This is a genomic window from Bremerella sp. TYQ1, assembly GCF_020150455.1.
Lineage (GTDB): Bacteria > Planctomycetota > Planctomycetia > Pirellulales > Pirellulaceae > Bremerella > Bremerella volcania_A.
The window spans coordinates 3,508,217-3,527,817 of the sequence record NZ_CP083740.1; the positions used below are offsets into that span (position 1 = coordinate 3,508,217).

At 52.8% G+C, this 19,601-nt stretch carries 16 protein-coding genes; 6 read left to right on the forward strand and 10 right to left on the reverse strand.

Translation table 11 applies throughout. The annotated features are described in order from the left end of the window. Positions 1 to 302 precede the first annotated feature (302 nt). From LA756_RS13885 to LA756_RS13900, 4 genes are all read left to right on the forward strand, one after another. Positions 303 to 1,322, forward strand: a complete 1,020-nt coding sequence (locus LA756_RS13885) for a DUF1559 domain-containing protein (RefSeq protein WP_224435326.1) — start codon at positions 303 to 305, stop codon at positions 1,320 to 1,322. A gap of 127 nt (positions 1,323 to 1,449) precedes the next feature. Continuing rightward, entirely contained in the window at positions 1,450 to 1,923 is a 474-nt protein-coding gene (locus LA756_RS13890) for a hypothetical protein (RefSeq protein ID WP_224435327.1), read from the forward strand. A 73-nt stretch (positions 1,924 to 1,996) separates the two neighbouring features. Further along, entirely contained in the window at positions 1,997 to 3,013 is a 1,017-nt protein-coding gene (locus LA756_RS13895) for a hypothetical protein (RefSeq protein WP_224435328.1), read from the forward strand. Between the two features lie 34 nt (positions 3,014 to 3,047). Next, complete coding sequence (locus LA756_RS13900) at positions 3,048 to 4,280, forward strand: tetratricopeptide repeat protein (protein WP_224435329.1); 1,233 nt, start codon at positions 3,048 to 3,050, stop codon at positions 4,278 to 4,280. 32 nt (positions 4,281 to 4,312) lie between these two features. Here the strand turns inward: LA756_RS13900 and phnE are convergent, their stop codons facing one another. The 4 genes from phnE to LA756_RS13920 all read right to left on the reverse strand — a co-directional run bounded on the left by phnE (position 4,313) and on the right by LA756_RS13920 (position 9,022). After that, a complete protein-coding gene (gene phnE, locus LA756_RS13905; RefSeq protein WP_224435330.1) occupies positions 4,313 to 5,377 on the reverse strand; it encodes a phosphonate ABC transporter, permease protein PhnE in 1,065 nt (354 codons plus the stop codon). 81 nt (positions 5,378 to 5,458) lie between these two features. Next, the gene (locus LA756_RS13910) at positions 5,459 to 6,208 is read right to left on the reverse strand and encodes a phosphonate ABC transporter ATP-binding protein (protein WP_224435331.1); all 750 of its coding nucleotides are present in this window, start codon (positions 6,206 to 6,208) and stop codon (positions 5,459 to 5,461) included. Between the two features lie 88 nt (positions 6,209 to 6,296). Beyond that, positions 6,297 to 7,253: a phosphate/phosphite/phosphonate ABC transporter substrate-binding protein gene (locus tag LA756_RS13915; RefSeq protein ID WP_224435332.1), complete on the reverse strand. Its 957-nt coding sequence runs from the start codon at positions 7,251 to 7,253 to the stop codon at positions 6,297 to 6,299. Continuing rightward, entirely contained in the window at positions 7,253 to 9,022 is a 1,770-nt protein-coding gene (locus LA756_RS13920; RefSeq protein WP_224435333.1) for a metallophosphoesterase, read from the reverse strand. The genes LA756_RS13915 and LA756_RS13920 overlap by 1 nt, the downstream gene beginning before the upstream one ends. A gap of 418 nt (positions 9,023 to 9,440) precedes the next feature. On the opposite strand from LA756_RS13920, the gene LA756_RS13925 reads away from it, so the two are divergent. Then, the gene (locus tag LA756_RS13925; RefSeq protein ID WP_224435334.1) at positions 9,441 to 10,286 is read left to right on the forward strand and encodes a MurR/RpiR family transcriptional regulator; all 846 of its coding nucleotides are present in this window, start codon (positions 9,441 to 9,443) and stop codon (positions 10,284 to 10,286) included. A 34-nt stretch (positions 10,287 to 10,320) separates the two neighbouring features. Here LA756_RS13925 and LA756_RS13930 read toward each other — a convergent pair whose 3' ends face one another. The 6 genes from LA756_RS13930 to LA756_RS13955 all read right to left on the reverse strand — a co-directional run bounded on the left by LA756_RS13930 (position 10,321) and on the right by LA756_RS13955 (position 18,230). Continuing rightward, positions 10,321 to 12,405 (reverse strand): hypothetical protein, encoded by a 2,085-nt coding sequence (locus LA756_RS13930; protein ID WP_224435335.1) that lies wholly within the window; start codon positions 12,403 to 12,405, stop codon positions 10,321 to 10,323. 66 nt (positions 12,406 to 12,471) lie between these two features. Then, the gene (locus LA756_RS13935) at positions 12,472 to 12,948 is read right to left on the reverse strand and encodes a hypothetical protein (RefSeq protein WP_224435336.1); all 477 of its coding nucleotides are present in this window, start codon (positions 12,946 to 12,948) and stop codon (positions 12,472 to 12,474) included. Positions 12,949 to 13,031: 83 nt separating this feature from the next. Beyond that, positions 13,032 to 14,396: a DUF1552 domain-containing protein gene (locus tag LA756_RS13940; protein ID WP_224435337.1), complete on the reverse strand. Its 1,365-nt coding sequence runs from the start codon at positions 14,394 to 14,396 to the stop codon at positions 13,032 to 13,034. After that, entirely contained in the window at positions 14,393 to 16,366 is a 1,974-nt protein-coding gene (locus LA756_RS13945; RefSeq protein WP_224435338.1) for a DUF1588 domain-containing protein, read from the reverse strand. The genes LA756_RS13940 and LA756_RS13945 overlap by 4 nt, the downstream gene beginning before the upstream one ends. Before the next feature lie 14 nt (positions 16,367 to 16,380). Then, positions 16,381 to 17,724, reverse strand: coding sequence for a FecR domain-containing protein (locus tag LA756_RS13950; protein ID WP_224435339.1), 1,344 nt, complete (start codon positions 17,722 to 17,724; stop codon positions 16,381 to 16,383). Further along, positions 17,724 to 18,230, reverse strand: coding sequence for a sigma-70 family RNA polymerase sigma factor (locus LA756_RS13955; RefSeq protein ID WP_224435340.1), 507 nt, complete (start codon positions 18,228 to 18,230; stop codon positions 17,724 to 17,726). The genes LA756_RS13950 and LA756_RS13955 overlap by 1 nt, the downstream gene beginning before the upstream one ends. 346 nt (positions 18,231 to 18,576) lie before the next feature. Between LA756_RS13955 and LA756_RS13960 the strand changes: the two genes are divergently transcribed. After that, entirely contained in the window at positions 18,577 to 19,581 is a 1,005-nt protein-coding gene (locus LA756_RS13960; RefSeq protein ID WP_224435341.1) for a bile acid:sodium symporter family protein, read from the forward strand. Positions 19,582 to 19,601 lie beyond the last annotated feature (20 nt).

Sequence of the window (19,601 nt, forward strand, 5' to 3'; positions counted from 1 at the left end):
GGATATTATATTCACATTGCGAATTGCGTCTTGATTGTACCGACAGTGCGATACTGCTTACGCCAATCCACCCGCGTTTGGATCTAAAGAAAACGCCTTCAATGGGTTAACATTTTGTGAATGTCCTGGCTAAATCTAGAAACTTGATGGACTTCACAAGCTAAACGGATAGATTATCCATCCATGCGGCAAACAAGTCCCTCTGCGAGTACTCTCGAGCGTTCGCATTGGCCTAAGCCGCTTTACCTGGCCCCTTCTTTTAAATCTTTAGATCATTCTCGCACTCTGAAATGGAGACCGATATGAAGGTCATCAATTCGCCCTTTCGTGCCTCTCAAAGATCGCTGGCTGGCTTTACGTTGGTCGAGTTGCTAGTCGTCATCGCGATTATCGGTGTTCTCGTATCGCTGCTTCTTCCCGCCGTTCAACAGGCACGTGAAGCAGCACGGCGAATGTCATGCTCGAACAAGCTAAAACAACTGCAGCTTGCCGTTCATAACTACCACGACACATTCCTTGCTTTCCCTTCCGGTGCAATCAACGAACGAGGAGACAACCCTAACGGAGCTCACGGTAGCGGAACCCCTGCGATCGGTGCCTCTTGGAGCCTGTTGATTCTCTCACATATCGAGCAGCCTGCCCTTCACGAGCAGTTCATGATCATTGCAAACGAGCGACCTGAAGTTACGGACTGGCTAGGCAATGGGACCTATACCTCGCAAGGTATTACCGTTGGCTCAGAGCAACTGGATGCGATGAACTGCCCTTCCCATCCGTCCACCACCGAACAGCTGGCAAACGGAACCGGCCTGGAAGATCTTGCACGCGGTAACTATTCCGCTTGCTACGGTAAAGCTGGCTATGGAATGATCCACACGAAGACCGCCGACGAAGGGGGCGTGTTCGGAAACAACTCCGACTTCAGCATGAAAGACGTCACCGACGGAACAGCGAACACGATTTCCTTAAGCGAACTGAAATACCGTTTGCCCAGCAGCACCGGTCCGTCCTATCAAGACAGTCGCGGAACTTGGGCCTACCCTGCCATGGGAGCCGATATTTTCAGCACCAAAACCGGCCCCAACAGTACCACCCCTGATGGTGTCTGGGGATGTCGCAACTTCCCTGCCGAAGGCATGCCATGCGTACAAATTGGTAGCCCTTACACCGAGATGTATTCGGCGGCCCGCAGTTATCATCCAGGTGGCGTCATGGCAGCGATGACCGATGGCTCGGTTCGGTTCTTCCCAGAAACCATCGATCTAACAATCTGGCAAGGATTAGGCACTCGCGGTGGACGCGAAGTGGTCTCCATCCCATAGCCTTCTTTATGAAGCCACAAACGAATTCACAATAAACCGTCATACCTACGTAGCGGCGAGCAATACCGACTTCCCTCGCCGCCACGGCTTCGATTGATTCTCATTGAATTCTCTTAGGATACATCCAATGCTGCCATCCTATCGCCTGATTGCATTTGCCATTCTCTGCTTATCCACCCTTGGATGTTCGCAAAACGAACAACCCCAAGCTTACCCAACCTCAGGAGTGATTCGATTCAATGGCCAACCAATGAAGGGAGGAGGAGCGATCTCTTTTGTCCCAATTGGCAACTTAGCTGGAAAAGCCGCCGGAGGAGAAATTCGTGAAGACGGTACGTTTGTCATGTCGACCTACAATGACGGCGATGGATCGATTCCTGGCAAGTTCCGTGTCATGGTCGTCCAGTCAGTTTCCGAGGAACCGGAAATGGTGGCCAGTGATTCAGGCGAGGAACCCAAGATGTCGTCCGAGCCAATCGAAACCGTTGCGAAAGTGGACCGCATCCCTTTCATCTACGCAGATCCCGTTAAGTCTCCGATTACGATCGAAGTAAAACCACAAGGCGCAAACGATCTGACAATTGACTTGAAACGGATGTAAGACGCTCGCACGAGGGCTTGATGTGAGCGATCTCCTGCAGGAAAAAACTCTCACGAAGAAAACTGCCAATTCGATGCCCGCAACTCGGCAGGCATCGAAAAGCGATACTTCCGTTCGTTCGCCAAGCCCCCGCTGGATCCTTGGCCCTGGGCTTGATCTCCTCTTGATCGCGAACATCTTCTGGCCGCTTCTTGTGCTCGTCCAGTATTTCGACGACAGATCCGGCCGGCAAGCAATCCAGTTCTGGCAAATTTATTTCATTACGACACCTCATCGATGGAGCACGTTGGGGCTGGTCCTGCTTGATCGAACCCCCTATCGGGCCAATCCTCGATTCTTCCTTGGCTTTGCTATCGCCGTCGTTCTTATCTGCGTTGGCGTACGGATTGGAACAGGAGAACTAACTTGCCTGCTGGCAATTGACTACACTTGGAATGCTTGGCACTTCGCATCCCAACACCATGGAATCTACCGCATCTATGGGAGACTAAGTCAAGCCAACACATTCCTGCCAGGCTGGCTGGAAAAGCTTCTACTACGCGGCTTCATGCTTTACTGCATTCTAAGAGTAGCCCAAGTCGCAATTCGTCCAGGCATGCTTTCTGATGCTTTATCCATTGCCGACTGGATAGCGCCGATCATGCCTGGCATGGTGCTTCTCGATTGCTTATGGCACTACAACCGAAAATCACTCGGGCGGCTCCTATACCTGATAAGTATGATTGGACTTTTTTCCGGCATGCTTTGGGCAATCCACTTCAGTTTCCCTGCGATCGTACTCACGTTGACGACCGCTTCAGCGTGGTTTCATGCAAGCGAATATCTGGCCGTCGTCGGCTGGCGGATGCAGAAGCAACACGGCAATCGCGAAATTGATTCTCGTGATCGAATCTTCCAGTGGATCGCCTCGCGATGGGCTTTTTCTCTACTGATATTTATCGTCGTCCTTGGTTCTTGTAGTTGGCTCTTTGAACACCAGCTCCTAGAAACATGGCTCCTGCTGAACGTCATCGTTGCGTTTCTGCATTATGGGTACGACGGAGCCCTTTGGAAAAAACGTAAAACAAACACTCCTGCTGATCGAACATGACGAACCGCGTTGGACAATAAGACGAGAGATTTTCATGGGTCATCCATTTGAACAACAACCATCTTCGACTCTCGCGCGTTTGCTATCACTTCTTGTGCTAACGTCATGGATCGGCTCGCTGCTCTTTCATGGCAACAACGACGGCCTCTTGCTGCCATATGCCTGGTGGGACGTAGCAGCTGTTGCAATCGCATCAGGCATCCCTTTGGCTTGGCTGATTGTTAGCTGGTCGGAATACCGGCTTTGCAACCAATCATTCCCTCCCTTCATTGCCCTGGGCGTGGGCATAACATTGCTGGCAGCATTTCGCCTTGGCTTCTGGAACGTGACTGAAAATACGACAACAACCATGCTGGAGCATGGAAACATCACGACCAGAATTTCTGCTGCGCTGCTGGCGTCGCTAGGAATTGTATGCACGCTGCTTTCATACAAACAGAACAGCGTTGGTTCGGCCGAACAAGATCGATCGCATGCCAACTCTATTTCATGGCTGTTTGCGATCTTGCTGCTAATACTGGTTCCCATGACCTATGAACGTGCCAAGCTTCTTTCAAGCGAGAAACGAGCGTTTGAGTTCCTCGACCAATCCCGACTCGCGGAAGCGTCGCAACTTTTAAAACGCTGTCTCTTGCTGGATCCAGAGAGTTCTTTTCGCGGAAGACCGATTCAGCCATTGATCGATGACCTGGAAGAACGGCTCGCGACGGTTAAGCTTCGAGCCGTGCATCCGCTTCCAGATGATTCGCTCCCACCACCCCGCATCGAACGTGCCATCGACTTGGCCGTTTTAGGCAAACGCGAGGACGCATTGCTACTACTGCTTCCCGTCGCACAGCAACCCACGTTTGCAATGAATGGAGGCCATGAACTACTTGGAACGCTTTACCAAGACCGTCACGAGTGGAAGGAATCCCTTTTTCACTTCCAATTGGCTTCTGAGTTCTGGCGGTCAAAGCAGAATTCAGAATTACGAAAGGCTCGACTCGCTCAATCACTCCAAGGCGAGGCGTTTGCACTCCGCAAGCTTGGGAGAATCGATCAAGCCGAAGCCGCCTATCTTCGCCTGTTGGAAATACAGCCGACTGCCGAACGCCATTTTTTGCTCGCGCAGTTTTACGAAGACATCCAGGAAACGTCCCTCGCAAGTCAACATGCCAACTTGGCGGCGGAACTTGCCCCGAATCAATTCAGGGAATCGAGCAAAGCCCTCATCTCGAAAATGCGGACAAACCATTTTGGCTGCTTCCAGCTCTTCAACGAGTGAACGTCGCTCACATGTCGGCACCGACAAGCTGACTAGTCTTGTATCCACTTCATCCGAAGAGTTTGTGAAATTGCTTCTAAGGTAACCACGGTCAAAAAGATGGCAATCAGTACGGTTGTCGCGTGTCCAAACTGAAAGTTATGCCACTTCCCCATCAGCTCAACCCCGATTCCTCCCGCGCCAACAATCCCGAGTACTGTAGCCGCTCGTACGTTGCGTTCCAAAATGTACTGAACGTACGCGAGGTATTGTGGCAACACCTGTGGCAACAACGCATGAAGAAATACGTCAATTCGACCAACGCCGCTAGACGAGAGTGCCTCCGAAGGACCAGGCTTGGTGTTGTCGATGTCGTCGGCGAAAAATTTTCCGAGAAAGCCTGCCGAATGAAGCCCGAGTGCCAAAACGCCGGCAGCAGGGCCAAACCCAAAGAGCAGGACGAAGAAAAGTGCCGAGATCAGTTCAGGGATGGCCCGACTCAAGCTGCAAACAGATCTTGCTAACGAAACAAGTGGACCAGTTTTGGTAATCCGCCTAGAGCCCAGCATTCCCAGGGGAAAACCACATACGATCGCCATGATGGTTCCCCACAGGGCGATTTCCAAGGTCTCCCACATAAGCCACGCAACTCGCTGCAAGTACCCCACCGGTTTGACGAGCACTTCTTTTACCTCGGTTACCTCTCGTTCGACCACGGTTCCATCAACAAACTCAACCGATATCGCCGGCACTTCTCGCTTCTCGATATAACTAAACCACGGTAAGCTGCCGCGTTCAAAGTTTTCGATTCGGCTCGTTTCCTGCTCGCTTGCAATCATCGGCGGCCAACCTTGCTCGAAAAAACGTGTCGTCGCTTCGACGACTTGACTCGACTCTCCGAGACCCACCAGAGATAGAATCGCCTGAACTGTTTCTTGCGCGGCCGAGGCCAATCCAACTCGTCCAAACGAATAAATAAGTGCCGAGCCAATCAGAATCGTTGCCAAAAACACTGGCAAAAGTGAACGCCGCTTTACAGGCCAGCCCGCTTGGTTCATTGCGTCGATATTTACCGAACTTTCAGGCTGGTCACGGGAAGAACCGTTGGTGGGCACCACGAGAATCTCTTTGTTGCTTTCGCCTGTCGAGGCTCGGTTCAGTTTACTATCGCTTTAAGAAACGATTAGAGAATGCTTGGCTTAGTTGTGATGAACGGCTGCCGCTCCACGATCATTCGACATGTTGCCCCACTCTGTCACAGGTCCGTCAAACTGGATGACCCCAGAGGATAAGTGCACAATACGATCGGCATATTCGTGAGCCAGATCAGGCTGATGAAGGCTGCACAAAACGGTTGCGTTACACTCACGAGCAACATCACGGAGTAACGAAAGAATGGCACGACTCGTCTCAGGATCAAGACTCGCCACAGGTTCGTCTGCCAGAACCAATTTCGGTTGTCGTATCAGGGCTCGTGCGATAGCGACTCTTTGCTGCTGCCCGCCTGAGAGCTTTCCCGATCGCCTTAGAGCATGAGATGGCTCCAGACCAACGCGATCGAGCCATTGGCATGCATTGGCACGCTCTCGGCTTGTCCAATACCGAAAAGCGGATCGACGCCGTGGCACCCAGGGAAGCATTCCAAGCATCAAATTGTCGAGACACGTCAGCCTTTCAACCAACTCGAAGTGCTGATGAACCATACCGATTTGACGTTGCAGCTCCCGGCAATTCCTAGTCGTCAAAACGGTATCATCAATTGCAATTTGCCCTTGGTCGGCGGTCAACTGCCCACTGATCAGTTTTAAAAGAGTCGATTTACCAGCTCCGGAACTCCCTAACATCACGCAGAACTCACCTCGCTTTAATTGCAAGCTGACATCGCGCAGAACTTGCGTTGGGCCTGTCTTTCCTTCGTAAGATTTGCTAACCGCGTTTATCGAAAGCATCACGTTTCTGCTTGTCATTTAGAAGATAAAACGGAAGCCGATAGGCCAGCAAAATTGACCGAATGATGCACGAGACTTGCACGACTCTTTAACGGTTCGCCGCACGCTCGATGATTGCACCAATCAACTGCGGCGTAACGGGAGCAAGCTGGGCAATGGCGTCATCGAAATCCTCTTGGGGAAAATCAATGTCATATCGCTCGTATTGATCGCCACCATATCCTCGTATCATCTCTGGCCGAATACCAGGTGATTGATGGATCTTGCGAAATGCGTCTCGCAGCTTTTCCTTCACCGCGCCGGGCAAGCCACAATTCATCACCAAAGGAGGATTGGGAATAGGTGGGCTAACGGCAACGACCTGGAACTCTTTTGCATTGATCGAACCGGTGTTGATTGCTTTCTCATAGGCATCGAGCGAACAGCCGGCTGCATCGACATGTCCTTCTCGCAGTGCAGCCAACGCATCGCTATGGCTGCCGGTAATGACGACACGTTTCAATCCCAGGACAGGATCGACGGCCGCGTTGAGTAGCATCGCAATCGGAAATCGGAAGCTCGAGGTCGAGTTGATATCTCCCAACGCGATTGTCTTGCCACGCAAGTCAGTCAGACCGCGGTCATTCTCACCTCGCCGTGCAACGATGGCCGAGCGATAAGAATTCGAGTTTCGCTTGACCGCCACGGCCAAAAGCTCCGCGGCACTTCGGCGGCGAGCCTGATCAAAAGTGACTGGACCGACGAATGCGATATCAACCCGCTTCGCAGCAAGGCCTTCCACCACAGCCGCGTAGGAAGTACCAACTCGCAGTTCGCAATGAAGACCAAAGTTTTCCTTGATGGCATTGAAGACCGGTCGAAAGTCACTCAATGTCGTATCGGCGCCTGTGTCTGCCGGGATGAGCATTACCTGAAGCGGCTTCTGCTCGCTGCCGTCTCGCTGGATTTCCTCCGCGTAGACCGACGTCGTCGTACAGAACCCGACAATGCCGAGTAAAACCGGGAAGAAATGCATTGCAAACTGGCGGACAGGCTTTCCAATCATCAGGGGGCTTTCACCGTCTTCATGTTTGGTCGAACTGTTTTTCCGTGAGTAACGGACTCTGGTTGGTGACTTTGCGGATCACCATTGGGTTCCGATCCACTTTGCTGCGGCTGATCGGCAGGTGCTTGATCCAGCTTGATCGTGAAAGTGTGATCTCCAGCCAACATGTAGCTGTCGTGGAGCGGGCTGTAGGCCATCATGTGAACCGTATTTCCATCTGGATCGAATTCAAGCAATCGCAAGTACCCTTCTCCGCCAAGTTCCCGCATCTGGTAATTGGCAAGGATCTGGTGCACCAATTGGCCGTGGTCGTTCCGATCGGCGCGATATCCGGTTCCATCGTTAAGGACATGCCCATTGAAGGTAAATACAAAGTTGTGCTTGCGTACCAACTTGTCCCACAGCTCTTGTCCATCGTTCACCGGACGAGGCGTACGGTATTTGTGTGGATTCCAGTGATTGGGATGGGACGAATCGGTGTGATCATACCGCCGCGAATCGGAGTACATGTACGCGTGCGTCACCAAGATGCCTTTACGATCGGCATGCTTCTTCATCACGTCATTCGCCCAGGCAATCACCTCGTCGCGTGGCGCCCACTCTAACGCGATGATAATCCATTTCTGGCCAGCGACCTCAAACAGATGGAAGGTGTTATCGAGCTTTTTATCCTCGAATGCTCCACCAAAGCCGGGCATTTCCGCCGTTTTCTCAAATGAGAAGTATTCATTAAGAAAAGTATCTCGCGTGGAAGCGTCTCCAGATGGGCCATAATCATGGTTTCCACCGACGATCGCATAGGGCAACTGGCCGTCGAGCAAACGCATCGATTCGGAGGCACGTTCCCACTCTTTGCGCGTGTTATTGTCGGTGATGTCCCCAAGGTGCAGCACGTATTGAATGTTTCGTTCCTTCCCATGGGCACGCAGCCAAGCCGTTTGCGTCGAGAACAAACCTGGGTACCGCACGGAATAAACCTGGGTATCTGGCAGCAACGCCAATGTCCAAGATCCCTCGACGAATCCTCGCTGGACTCTCGGAGATAACGTGACTTCGATAGCTTTCGCTTTGCGGTTATCGACGTCTTGCACGTGGGTCAGCAAATTCGACGCAAAGCGTTTGGCAAGATCTTGCCGTTGCGGTTCGTCGACGCGGTTTCCTTCCTCATCGATCGATTTATCGATGTGCATAGCCCCGAGGATAATACGTCCCTGGCCATAGGCTCCTTCCATTAGAATCGGGTGCCCTGCTCCGATATCGGAGCTCAAGATAACCTCGAACCCGCTTTGTCGATCGAACGTCTCCCAACCAAGGCGTTCATGCGTGAACGCCAGCTTGTTCTTGGTGGTTGGCATTCCCTTAACCAACGAATGCTGGGGAGACAAAACGTGCACATCCGAAGAATCAATATCGCATCGACGTGCTTCTAACGTCGTGGGCAGAAATGGCGGTCGATCTTCTGTTTGGTCTGCCTGAGTCATCTGCACAAGAACGTTGCCGTCGTCTACGAATTTGTAGAGATCTTCGGCATACTTCTTCATGTAGCCTTGGTAGGCGGGGTCTTCACTGGCGAAGCTTCCGATGAAGATCAGCCCGGAAAGCCCCCACGGCGATTTATCCATCGGAAGAGGCTCGACCTCGAAACCTGCATCGGCGAGCAGTTGCTCGCTACCGGTTCGATTCGTCCACTTATCCTGATGATCCCAGACGTAAGCTTTAACCGACTTTGAATCTTGGGTAGCAGCCAGAAGGCGTGATGGGTTGAGCATAAAGCCGATCGTCATTACTAGAGTTAATTTCGCAATCATCCCGAGTTGAATACGGAATAACGGAGGCCTGTTGTGCATCGTGTCTTATCTCCAAGTTGCGATTCGACAACTTCGCATGAAATGCCGAGTGGATTTTTTATTCACTACAACAAGACTTCTAACTTGCTGCTTTCAGACCACAATATGGCGAATTAATTCGAGCCAGTCTATCACTCTGGATAAAATTAACTCTACAATAACAAATCCTGGACATTTCATCCTGCCAATGAGACGCGTTGTTCATTGCTGGCAAACGAATATGATGATGCATAGCAACTGCCATGATCTTCTGACGTCAAAACACCTCAGCAATTCATCGCAAGCACCATGTGAGCTTTGCCTGGCCCATGCCCCTTTTCATAGATACGCCTAAGCTACGATGAGCATCGGAAACCCTAACAACGTCTCACCTAACTCTTGGCGAAAAACGTTTCGCAGGCTTCACGGCGATCTCACCGCGGCGGAGCAGCGTGCTGGGGAATATTTTGAAAATCATCCCGAGGCAGCCTATCGATCCATTAGTGAAGTCGTCGCCCATAGTGAGATTGGCTATGGCACGATCATTCGATTCTGCCAAAAGCTTGGGTGCAAGGGCTTTCAAGAGTTCAAGATTCTGCTCGCGACCGATGGAGTCGCCCACGGACATGTAGAAGACAACTCTGCGAACCCTGCCGAAAGCGAAACGGCCAAGCGACTTCGCAGTGACTTAAACGAGACACTGCGTCTGCTGGAAGAAAACGATCTGCACCAGGCAGCCGTCAAGCTACTTAAAAGTCGCGTCGTCCTGATCGTGGGCGTAGCCAGCTCGGCACCTCTTGTGTTGAGCCTCGCTTGGAAATTAAGTCGCATCGGCATTGACGCTCGCTCTTCGACCGAAGGCTACGTCATGGCCGTCAATGCGACACTGCTGACGAAATCCGATACGCTTTTTGCGATCAGTTCTTCTGGAGCCACCAAAGACATCTTACATGCTGCGGAAGTTGCCAAGGAGCAAAAAGCTTCGATCGTGGCGATGACAAACTTTTCGACGTCTCCCCTTAACTCGTTGGCCGATACCTCGCTGATCACGACAGCGAATCGCGATCCGATCAAAGCAGAGGCCCCTTCCCTCATCGCCGGCGAATCTGTCCTCGAAATGTTGTTCGAGAAGCTCCTTTCGATCGCCCCAGAGCGACAAGAACATCTGATACGTTCGTCGAAGGCAGTATCTGATCGAAAACTATAGAAGCAACACGCAGCGTAGTAGAGTTTCCTGGTCGTTACTCGCCGTCTCGTGAAGCTTTGAACTCCAAGACACGAATGGAACGTGGGGGCAAATCAATCGTTAGACGCTTCCCAGCGATGGCCTTCTTGGGCAAGACATCTTCGTCTTCCTTAAAGGGTGAAGATATCTCATATGTTGTTGGCTGTTGCTGCGTCGTCGGCAGGCCCACGGTTCGATCCAAGTCGATCTCAAACTTGCGATAATCACCGGAAGGGTTGTGCAGCGAGAGATAGCCACGCTCCTCGTCCCATCCGGTAAAACCGTACACTTCGCTCTGCATAGGATCGCCACCAATCATCTTCGCTCGTCGGAAGGTAGGGAACATTCGCTCGACCCACAACATCCCCTCCGCCAAGACATCCCAATCCTTTTCGCTAAGACTGAACGTTTTCAGATACAACTCAACGAATCCAGTTCCCCGCGACAGGCTCATCAGCAAATAACGGCGAAACACCTCGGGGTCTTCGTCACTGGAGATCTTCTTCGGCTCGTGATTAAAGATCGAGTTCAGCGGGAACTGAGCATTGTCTGCCGCTGCAGATGCGAATTGATAATAGGCCCCGTCTCGATAGGCAAGCTGCGAATTGCGATCATCTCCGCGGGCATGATCGCCCACATTGATCAACCAAACGGCGTCGACATGTTGCAGCCACCATGGGCTTAAGAACGCCCCATTGGAGATCACGATATAGACATCTGGGTTCGCCTCTTCCATGCGATCGAAGATTTGGATCAGTCGTTCTGAACCTCGCGACAGATACCGTTCCTTCGCGTCATCATATTTAGATTCATTGAGAACCGCTTCTCCTCCCTGAAAGCCCTCGATGTCAAAGTTCCGCGTTCTCAAGTGACCGAAGACGCCATCCAGCTTGAAGTAGCCCACGCCTTCTTCGGCCAACTGAACCAAGCGTTGCTCCAGGGCGTCCATGTATTTTGGCCCCGTCATCGACATCCATGGATCGAGAGAACGCCAACCAGCTTCCCGCATCTTGGGAATCGCTTTCTGACTTCCAAACAAACAGCCAGGACTGACCCACAAGCCAAGCGAGGCGTTTGCCTTGGCAACCTCTTGTTGAGATCGCTCGAATTTAGGAGAAAACTTTTCATTGACCGGCCAGACGCCTACCTTCGTCCAATCTTGAGTCATGTCCTGCCAGCCGGCATCGATTGCGTAAACACGAAGCGGAGGAACACTACGATCAACGACCAGCTCTTCGTTTACTTTCCGAACGCTGGCAATGAAGTTCTCCGCGTCCACGTCTCGGTTGTAGTCGAACCATGAATTGTATTGCGTTTGCAGACGTAAAGGGCGTGCCCGAGTTTGATCGATATAGCTTAGAAATGCATCTTGAATGAACTTCGGATCGTCGGAAACGCCCAATACAGATGAATGCGTTGTATAGTTATCTCCGGCTTCCAAATGCACATCGGTCAGGTACCGACAAACCAACCGGCCATCCTTTACCTGATTTCGTGCCGCAGGAAACTCCACACCCCACCACGTTCCACTCGTGGAAGTATAGACAGGCTGTCCTAGCGGCGGCCGCCATTTCGCAGGCCCTTGCGCGGTAAACTGATCTGCTTGATAAGGAGCATACGCATCGTCGATTGCCAAGCTCTCAAGCTCGACCTCCACGACCTCAATAGATTGCCGCGGCGAAATGACAAGCTGCTTCCGAATCCATGGTTTCTCCGGTTTCGTAAAGTAACGCAGAACCACATCGAGCTGCACCGTGTCGGCAGTCAAATGCAGTTCGAGCAATGTACGATCAGGACTTGCCTGACTGCTCTTCACCTTGAAATCGGTTGCTTTCAAACGTACGTCATCGGCATTGCCTTGGACTCGTACGGTTAATGCAAACTCTTCTCCTTCTCGAGGTCGTGCCTCCGTATTTGCCAGATGATTTAATATCGATTGCGTTCGCGGATGGCCTTGCCTCCACGATATCTCACGCTGGACAAATTGATTGCCGACAATCGCACGATCTTCGGCCTGCAAAGAAGTAGCATTCTGCGTCCAGGCAATCGCATTCAAGACAACTACCGCGATTAAAGCCGTACGTAAGTTCAATTGAGTCATTACCGCTGGTGTCCTGTTTTTCTGCCCGCCGACATAAAGCTCGTCTACAGCGGAATTCGACGCGTACTATGGTTTTGCGCCGGAAGAATTCTTGGTCGAAGCCTGTTTCTCTAGCCATGGTCCCCAATCCGCCTCCGGACTTTCTTCGACCCTGGAAACCTCATCAACCCAGACGAGCCCAAAGATATGATAAGGAGGTTCGTAGGCCCAATTTCCTTGAACGCGAATGGGGCCGTCATAAACAACATGCCGTTTTCGGACCATATCTTGCGTTAGCATCGGCTTGTACGCGTGGGCTTCGGACAGGTGAAGTTCGAGAAACAACTCGGGATAGGGAAAACGCTTTTCCTGCGGAATAAAAGATTGATCGGCCGTCTTGAAATAGACGGTTTTCCCGATGGTGACCAAGCGTCCGACGGCGTCAATCTCTCCCTCGCGTGCGAACGTTTGAATGCGGTAAGCCCGAGGAAAGTCATTCTTTCCGTTAAGAATCATCGCAAGCTTTTCCGCATCGGTAACCTTCGGCGGTACTTCGCCTGCCATCGCGGTTCCGCACAGTGTTCCAATTAGCAAAGAGCTACACAGAAAACTCTGTGTGAATGTATTTATGCGTCGTTGGTCCAGCATTAAACAATCAACTCCTCAAGCGGCCCCTTTTGGACATCGTCACCGACGCCGGCCATCAGATGGCCAAACGAATCGGCAGGTAGTCCGGCTGCGTGAAGCAGCGAGTTGTGAATTGTATTGACCGTCCGCCAGCCTGATTCGCCCCGTGTGGGATAGACGACGTAGCGGCCATCGAGCTTCAATCGCGGCGATCCGCCCAGCAGCACGTAGGGCCATTCCAAACATTGCGTATGATGTTTATCGGCCGCGTCGCTCAGGTAAACAATCACCGTGTTGTCCAACATGGTTCCGTTACCTTCGGGAATTTCAGCCAGCCGATCCATCGTTCGCGCAATCAACTGAAAATGATAAGCACGAATGGCCTCCGCTTCCGCAATCGCCTGCTTGTCGCCGCCGATCACGGCATGTCCCATCGGATGCTTTGACTGCGAGGCGAACTTAGCAAACTGAATGTTAAAGTGCCGAAAGCCAACGCCTGAGGCGATCGTCACAACATCGGTCAAGCCTGAGATAAGCGTTGACATTGCCAAATCGAAGTGCGCATCCAGCCGAGCTTCAGGCAGCGTCGAGCGTAGTGGATCGCTTGGCTTGAAGGGATCCAACGTCTTCTGACCAGCCAGTTCCTTCACGCGTCGGTTGCGGACCTGAATGTTCTCGTAAGCATCCAGGTACAAATCGAGCTTTCCTTTTTCGGCCTTCGGAAGTGCCTTTCGAGCGCTACGGATATCCTCCTTCAAATAGTCGAGCAGATAGGCTTGTTCTTTCGTCGTATCGGAAGCCGCAATGGGACCGAAGATCCTTTTATAAGCCGCGTCAGGGCTGCAGAACGTCGCCGCGCTTTGGCCTGGGCCTGTCGCCGAACAATTGAACACCACATCACGATCTTGAGCAGAGATTCCGAGAACGACATGATCAAAAACGGTATTGGCATGGCGTCCCAGAACATAGTCGATCGTTGCATCGTGAATCACTTTCCCGTCACGCGTGTTAAAGGCCCCCAGCGCACCGTGACTTGTCGAGTGCCCTCCTCCGCAAACCTCGCCATTAATCCCCTGCATCACCACCATGCGGTCGGCATACTTTTGCACAGGCTGAAGCGAGGTAGGCAACTGATCTGCTTCTAATGGGTGCACATCCAATTGCTGGCGATCTTCCCGTTTAATGAATGGCAGATTTCGCGGATGAAGCTGTGCCGGCGGAAGACCGTTCCCTTCCAGGACAAACAGGAATCGCGGCGACTTGCGTTCAACACCTTCTGCGGCCAATGCCATATTGGCCAGCATCGGTGTCAGATAGGTTGCTCCTCCAAGTCCCAGCGAAAGACTCTTGAGGAATGTGCGGCGTGCTTGCAGGTTACCATTCATGATGCATTTACCGTTGCCTGGTCGTCGACACGATAGAGAAACGAATCCGAAGTTAGCAGGGACAAAACGGCAGCCTTGAGACTTCCGTTTGAATCGTCGTAGGCGGCTTCCATATCGATCAACGTCGGGGCATCAACGATCGTTTCGTTGCGGCCCATGAAGAAGCGGAACAGATGCCGCAGAAATACTTGTTTCACTTTTCGTGATTCGGCCAGCTGCGTTACGTAGGGGATTGGTCCGGCAACTTCGGTTTCCCATAGCTCCCCAGTGGTGACTACTGGCTTCGATTTTTCTTCCGTTCGGAACTGTCCAAATAGGTCGTACTGCTCGAATGGTAAGCCCAACGGATCCATATGCCGGTGACAGTGAATGCACTGCTGTGCCTGAGTCACGTGCATTTTTTCGCGAAGCGTCAACGACTCGTCTTCCGGGAGACGAGCGTCAACTTCGACAGGAGCATCCGGAACCATCCCGCCGAGCAGCTTCGTTGTGACCCAGCGCCCTCGTTGAATCGCCTGGTTCTTTTCGTTGTCCGAGAACGCCAGCAGCCACGCGGGATGGGTCAAGATTCCTGCCCTTTCCTCCCCTGGCATCGTGAACCAATCCGGGTGCTTCCCGACGTCGCTCGGCTTCAAATTGTAGTTGCGATGGTAATCTTTGTAGCCATTTTCCCAGCGGATCGGCGAGATCTTCGTTCCGGTATAGTTGAACATCCCACGAACAAAATAATGTCGCGAAGTAAGCCACTTCTGCAGTACCTCTTCGTCCTCATCGATGATCTTTAGGATGAACGCGTCCGCGTCTTGAACGAGACGCTTAGGATGGTAGTCGTGCTTGTCCGCATCTTTAAATACTTCTTCCGCCCGAGGGTACTCGAAATATTCGTGAGCAAATCGAAGCAACCGTGTCCGCATTGCGTCGCGCTCCAAGTAGGGTTTTAAGACCGAACGAAGTCGTTCCCGATCGTTCAGATCCACCCTTTCTAAAGAGCGAATCAGCGCCGTATCTGGACCAGCGACATCCAACGCGTAGCCCAGCGCCGTAGCCGCCTCCCAGGGGCTCAAATATCGCCGACCGAATCGATCCTTTTCGCCTGCCCCTAGCTCGAAACGAAACAACACGTTCGGACGCAATAAGATCGCCTTGACGGCGAGACGGTTGGCAACTTGTGGGCCCAGATCTCGCTTACCCTTGGCATGCAGTTCCAAAATTGCTTCGAGCGATTCCTCTTGAGGTCGTTGGCCGGTGATCGCGTGGAAGATCGCACCCCACAGTTCTTCATCATCGCCATTCGCTCGTTTTTGGTAGCGCTTCCATTGTCGGCTCATAAAGGAGTCGACAATCAAATCCGCTTCCAAGAGCAGCATCTCGGTCGTTGAGTGATCAAAAGCATGTACGTTGGCAAAGTCGAGGAACGTGTGGTCAGGCGTTTGATACGGAAACGAAACCGGCTTCGCGTTATTGCGATGATCGTAGAACAACTTCGGGCTGGCCGTAATACTGCGCGATCTTTCGATGAACGAATCGACGTCAAGTCTCCAGATCCGCGCTGGTGTTGCGGCCTTTCGTACCTGGGGTTCGGTAAACAAACGAGCATGATCGACCAGATTGCCATAGCCAGGCTGGCGAGTCCGATCATGTCCCTTTGCTTTGAGCACGTTGTCCAGAGAACGAATAAATCTTGCGCGTTCTGATGACGTTGGCTGCTGCGAGTATTCCGGCGGCATGTTATGCAGCGCCGATTGATCGTACGTACCAAAGAGCAACGCGATATCCGTAGTACGCTGCAATTCGGTCAGATCGACATCTCCTTCGGTCGTGTCGCTTCCGTGACACTCGATGCAATACTTGGAAACGTACGAACCAATGATTGCTTCGTCCGCTGCTGCCGTAGAGACAGCCAGCAAAACGGCGGCAGTCGCCATCACAGAGCGCTGGATTCGCGAAAGGGAGTTTACTGAATCGTTCATGGCTCGAGTGGTTTTCACAGGGACGACTTTGCTTTCACTGCCAGACCGTACATGAATGAATGGACGCCGCGAACTCGGTGTTCCAGCGGCGCACCCAGCTTGAACTCGCCAGGTCCCGCTTCACATTTCCAAATCGCAAAGTTGACGTAGGGGCCATCTTCTTCGACCGTTGCCGCCGGATGCGACTCCATCGCAGGATGCCATTCACCGGCCCGAATCGTCGCGCCGGTCGGTTCGAATCGTTCGGCCACCCAATCAGGCGTCTGCCCTTCCGAGACAACCAACAAGTAGACAACCGCAGGCTCGTTCAGCTCCAGCGTTAGCTCGTAGTCTTCGATGAAACGAAAGTGATAATACGTCCGAATGAGATCGGCGTTGTCGATCCACTCCGGAAATTCTTCCCCCGGGACCGCCCCCCATACTGGATTCGGTTTATCGTTGAACGCCAACGCCCCAGGCTTCATTCCTTCCTGAATCACCGCATAAAACGGCCGCAAGTCGCCATCGCCGAGATTGTCATAAACCTCTCGCACCACCCCTTGGCTCGACACGCGACGCAGTCCCAATCGGTCCGCCTGCAAGGCGACTTGCTGCCAACGTCTTAACCCGGCGCGGGCCGAGAAGCGAAGTGCTTCCCCTTCGGTCAGCGTGACGACCTCGCGCGAAGACATCGTGTCGGCCGGATGAAACTCGACGGTGCCAGAGAAAACGGCCACACGTGACTCGCCATCGCGTTCGACTTCCAGTCCGAAACTGGTTCCCAAGTCAACCACTTTTCCCGCCGCGGTCAGAACCGTAAAGCCTTCCCCACCGCTGCCAACATCCGCGCTCAGCCGTCCTTCGATCAATCGTAGCGTCGTGTCGTTCTCGAAGACGGCCTCCAGCGGAGCGATCAACTCGACACGAACATTCCGCGGCAACATGATTTCTAAAGCGCCTGCTTCAAGTCGTACCGACCCAAGCGAGATCTGCTGTCCGGCCGACAACGAACCGGAAAACCCTTGTAGTTGTGTATCAGTCGCCCCGATCACGCTGACATCGACGCCAGTCGAGCCTCCCGGCAAAACGAACCAGACGCCAAGTAACAAAGACAACGCCAACGCAAACCCTAATGACGCCTGACGCCATGTTGGCCGCTTGCGTGCAACGGGGGCGACATCTACTTTTTCGTTGGCTTGCTGGGCATGGCATACGGAGCGAACCGCCGTCCGTAACTGTTGCTCCTGAATGTTCGCTTCGACAAACTGACGCATGTTCTGCGGATCTTGCTTGAGCCACTGCTGAAGCTGTTGCTCTTCGGCGTCGGTCAAACTTCCTTCCAGCCAACGATCAAGCAGCCGATTCTCGATGTCTCCCATCAAAACGCTCCTTGCTCGCGAAGTTGCCCTTCAATGCATCGCCGCAAAGCGATTCGAATCCGATGCAGTGTCGATCGAACGCTCGTGGCCGTTCGCCCTAACTGACCGGCAATGGCATCCGAATTCATGTTTTCGACGTAACGAAGACGCAATAGCTCTTGCTGCTTGCTTTCCAGCTTGGCAACACAACTACGCAGTGCCAACGCTTCGTCAGCCACCTGTGGAGAAATCTCGACCCAGGCCGCCGTATATTGTTCCAGCAGCTCGTCATCGCAAACGATTCGACTTCGGGCCAAGTCACGCCGATTGCTCAGGATCTCGAACTTGGCAATTCCTAATGCCCACGCCAGAAAGGGGCGAGACGGGTCGTACTGCGAAAACTTCAATAGCAACGCCACCGACGTATTTTGGACGATGTCGCGCGCCGCCCAAGCATCTCCTACGAGCGATTCAACGTATTGACTGACCACCGGTTGGGCCTCGGTCCACAGTCGCGTGAATTGCATTTGTTGTTCGTTTGTCAGCATCGCAATGAAATCTCCGTACCCTTACTCTCCACGAGAATCGCTAGTGTCGCAGAGATTCAGCGAAAATCGGTCAGAAACTTGAAGTCCTTCCTGCCGACGCTCTTCAATGACCAGCCGATCGCCCAGCCCACAAAAAACGCAAAGCCTTTTACTGAAAGCACTTACAGCATCAAAAACGAAACAGCAAAAATATTTGGCCGCTTCGGCCGCCGGCTTCCGCTAGGCATCTTAGGCGAGATCCCCCTGGCACAACGACGCTATAAGGAGCCATTTCATCAACGTTCAGCCTACAACTGTCGCGGCAAATTCAGCACCTCTGGGGCGTGTGGCTCATGTTCTGCATGCGTACTTGTTGCCGCTGCTGATTGCGGCATACGCCTTGGCCGCTTTTTTGCCATCGCTGGGGACAGTTGCCAGGACGCATGTTTTCTTGGAGCGTCCTTTACCCGTTGTGCTACTGGGCGCGTTGCTGTTCTTTGCTGGAGTTGGCATAGAACCGCGCGAGCTAGGGAGAGCGACTCGGTGTTGGTGGCAAGTCCTCTTATCCTGCGTGCTGCTGGTGGGTGTGCCAGGCGTTGTCGTGGCTTCGCTTAGTCTCGCCAGTCGATTTTTACCGGAAGGAACGATCGCCGGACTTGGCCTGGTCGCGCTAATGCCGACGGCGGCAGCATCGGTGGCTTGGACACAACTGAGCCGGGGCAACGTTACTATCAATTTCGCATTGCTCCTTCTCAGCACTTTGCTGACTCCGCTTATTCTGACATTCGCGTTCAATCCCAGCTCGGTTGAATTCAGCGATGTGAACATGCCGATACGGATGTTCGGATCGTGGATTGTCCCCGCGGTGCTTCTCGGAATTCTGGTTCGCTACCTGCTCGGAGAACATCGCGTCGCGTACCTTCGTCCGGCGCTCAAAGTCTGCAATGTGCTACTTTTGCTGTTCTTGAATTACACAAACGCTTCGTTGGCACTGCCTGAAATCGTTCGCGACTTCCAACCGCAACAGCTGTTGATGGTGATCGCAGCGACCGCGTTGATGTGCAGTATTGTGTTCGGCATTGGCGTGACACTGACATCTCGCCTCGGAGTCGGCCGCTCGGAAGTCCCGTCGCTTGTTTACGGAGTCGGTATGAAGAATACCGGAATGGCTTTGGTCTTGGCAGCCGTTTGGCTAGATCAGTTTCCACTCGCGATGGTGGCGATCATCGTCTACACGTTTTGCCAACATGTATTGGCAGGCATCTTTCATCAGTGGAATCAAAATACGGCCACACAGTTAATTGCCAACGAGGTTCACCCTACGCCGAAGAACAGGGTAGAGTCTCGCTGAACCGGGGCGTTCGCCGCTGC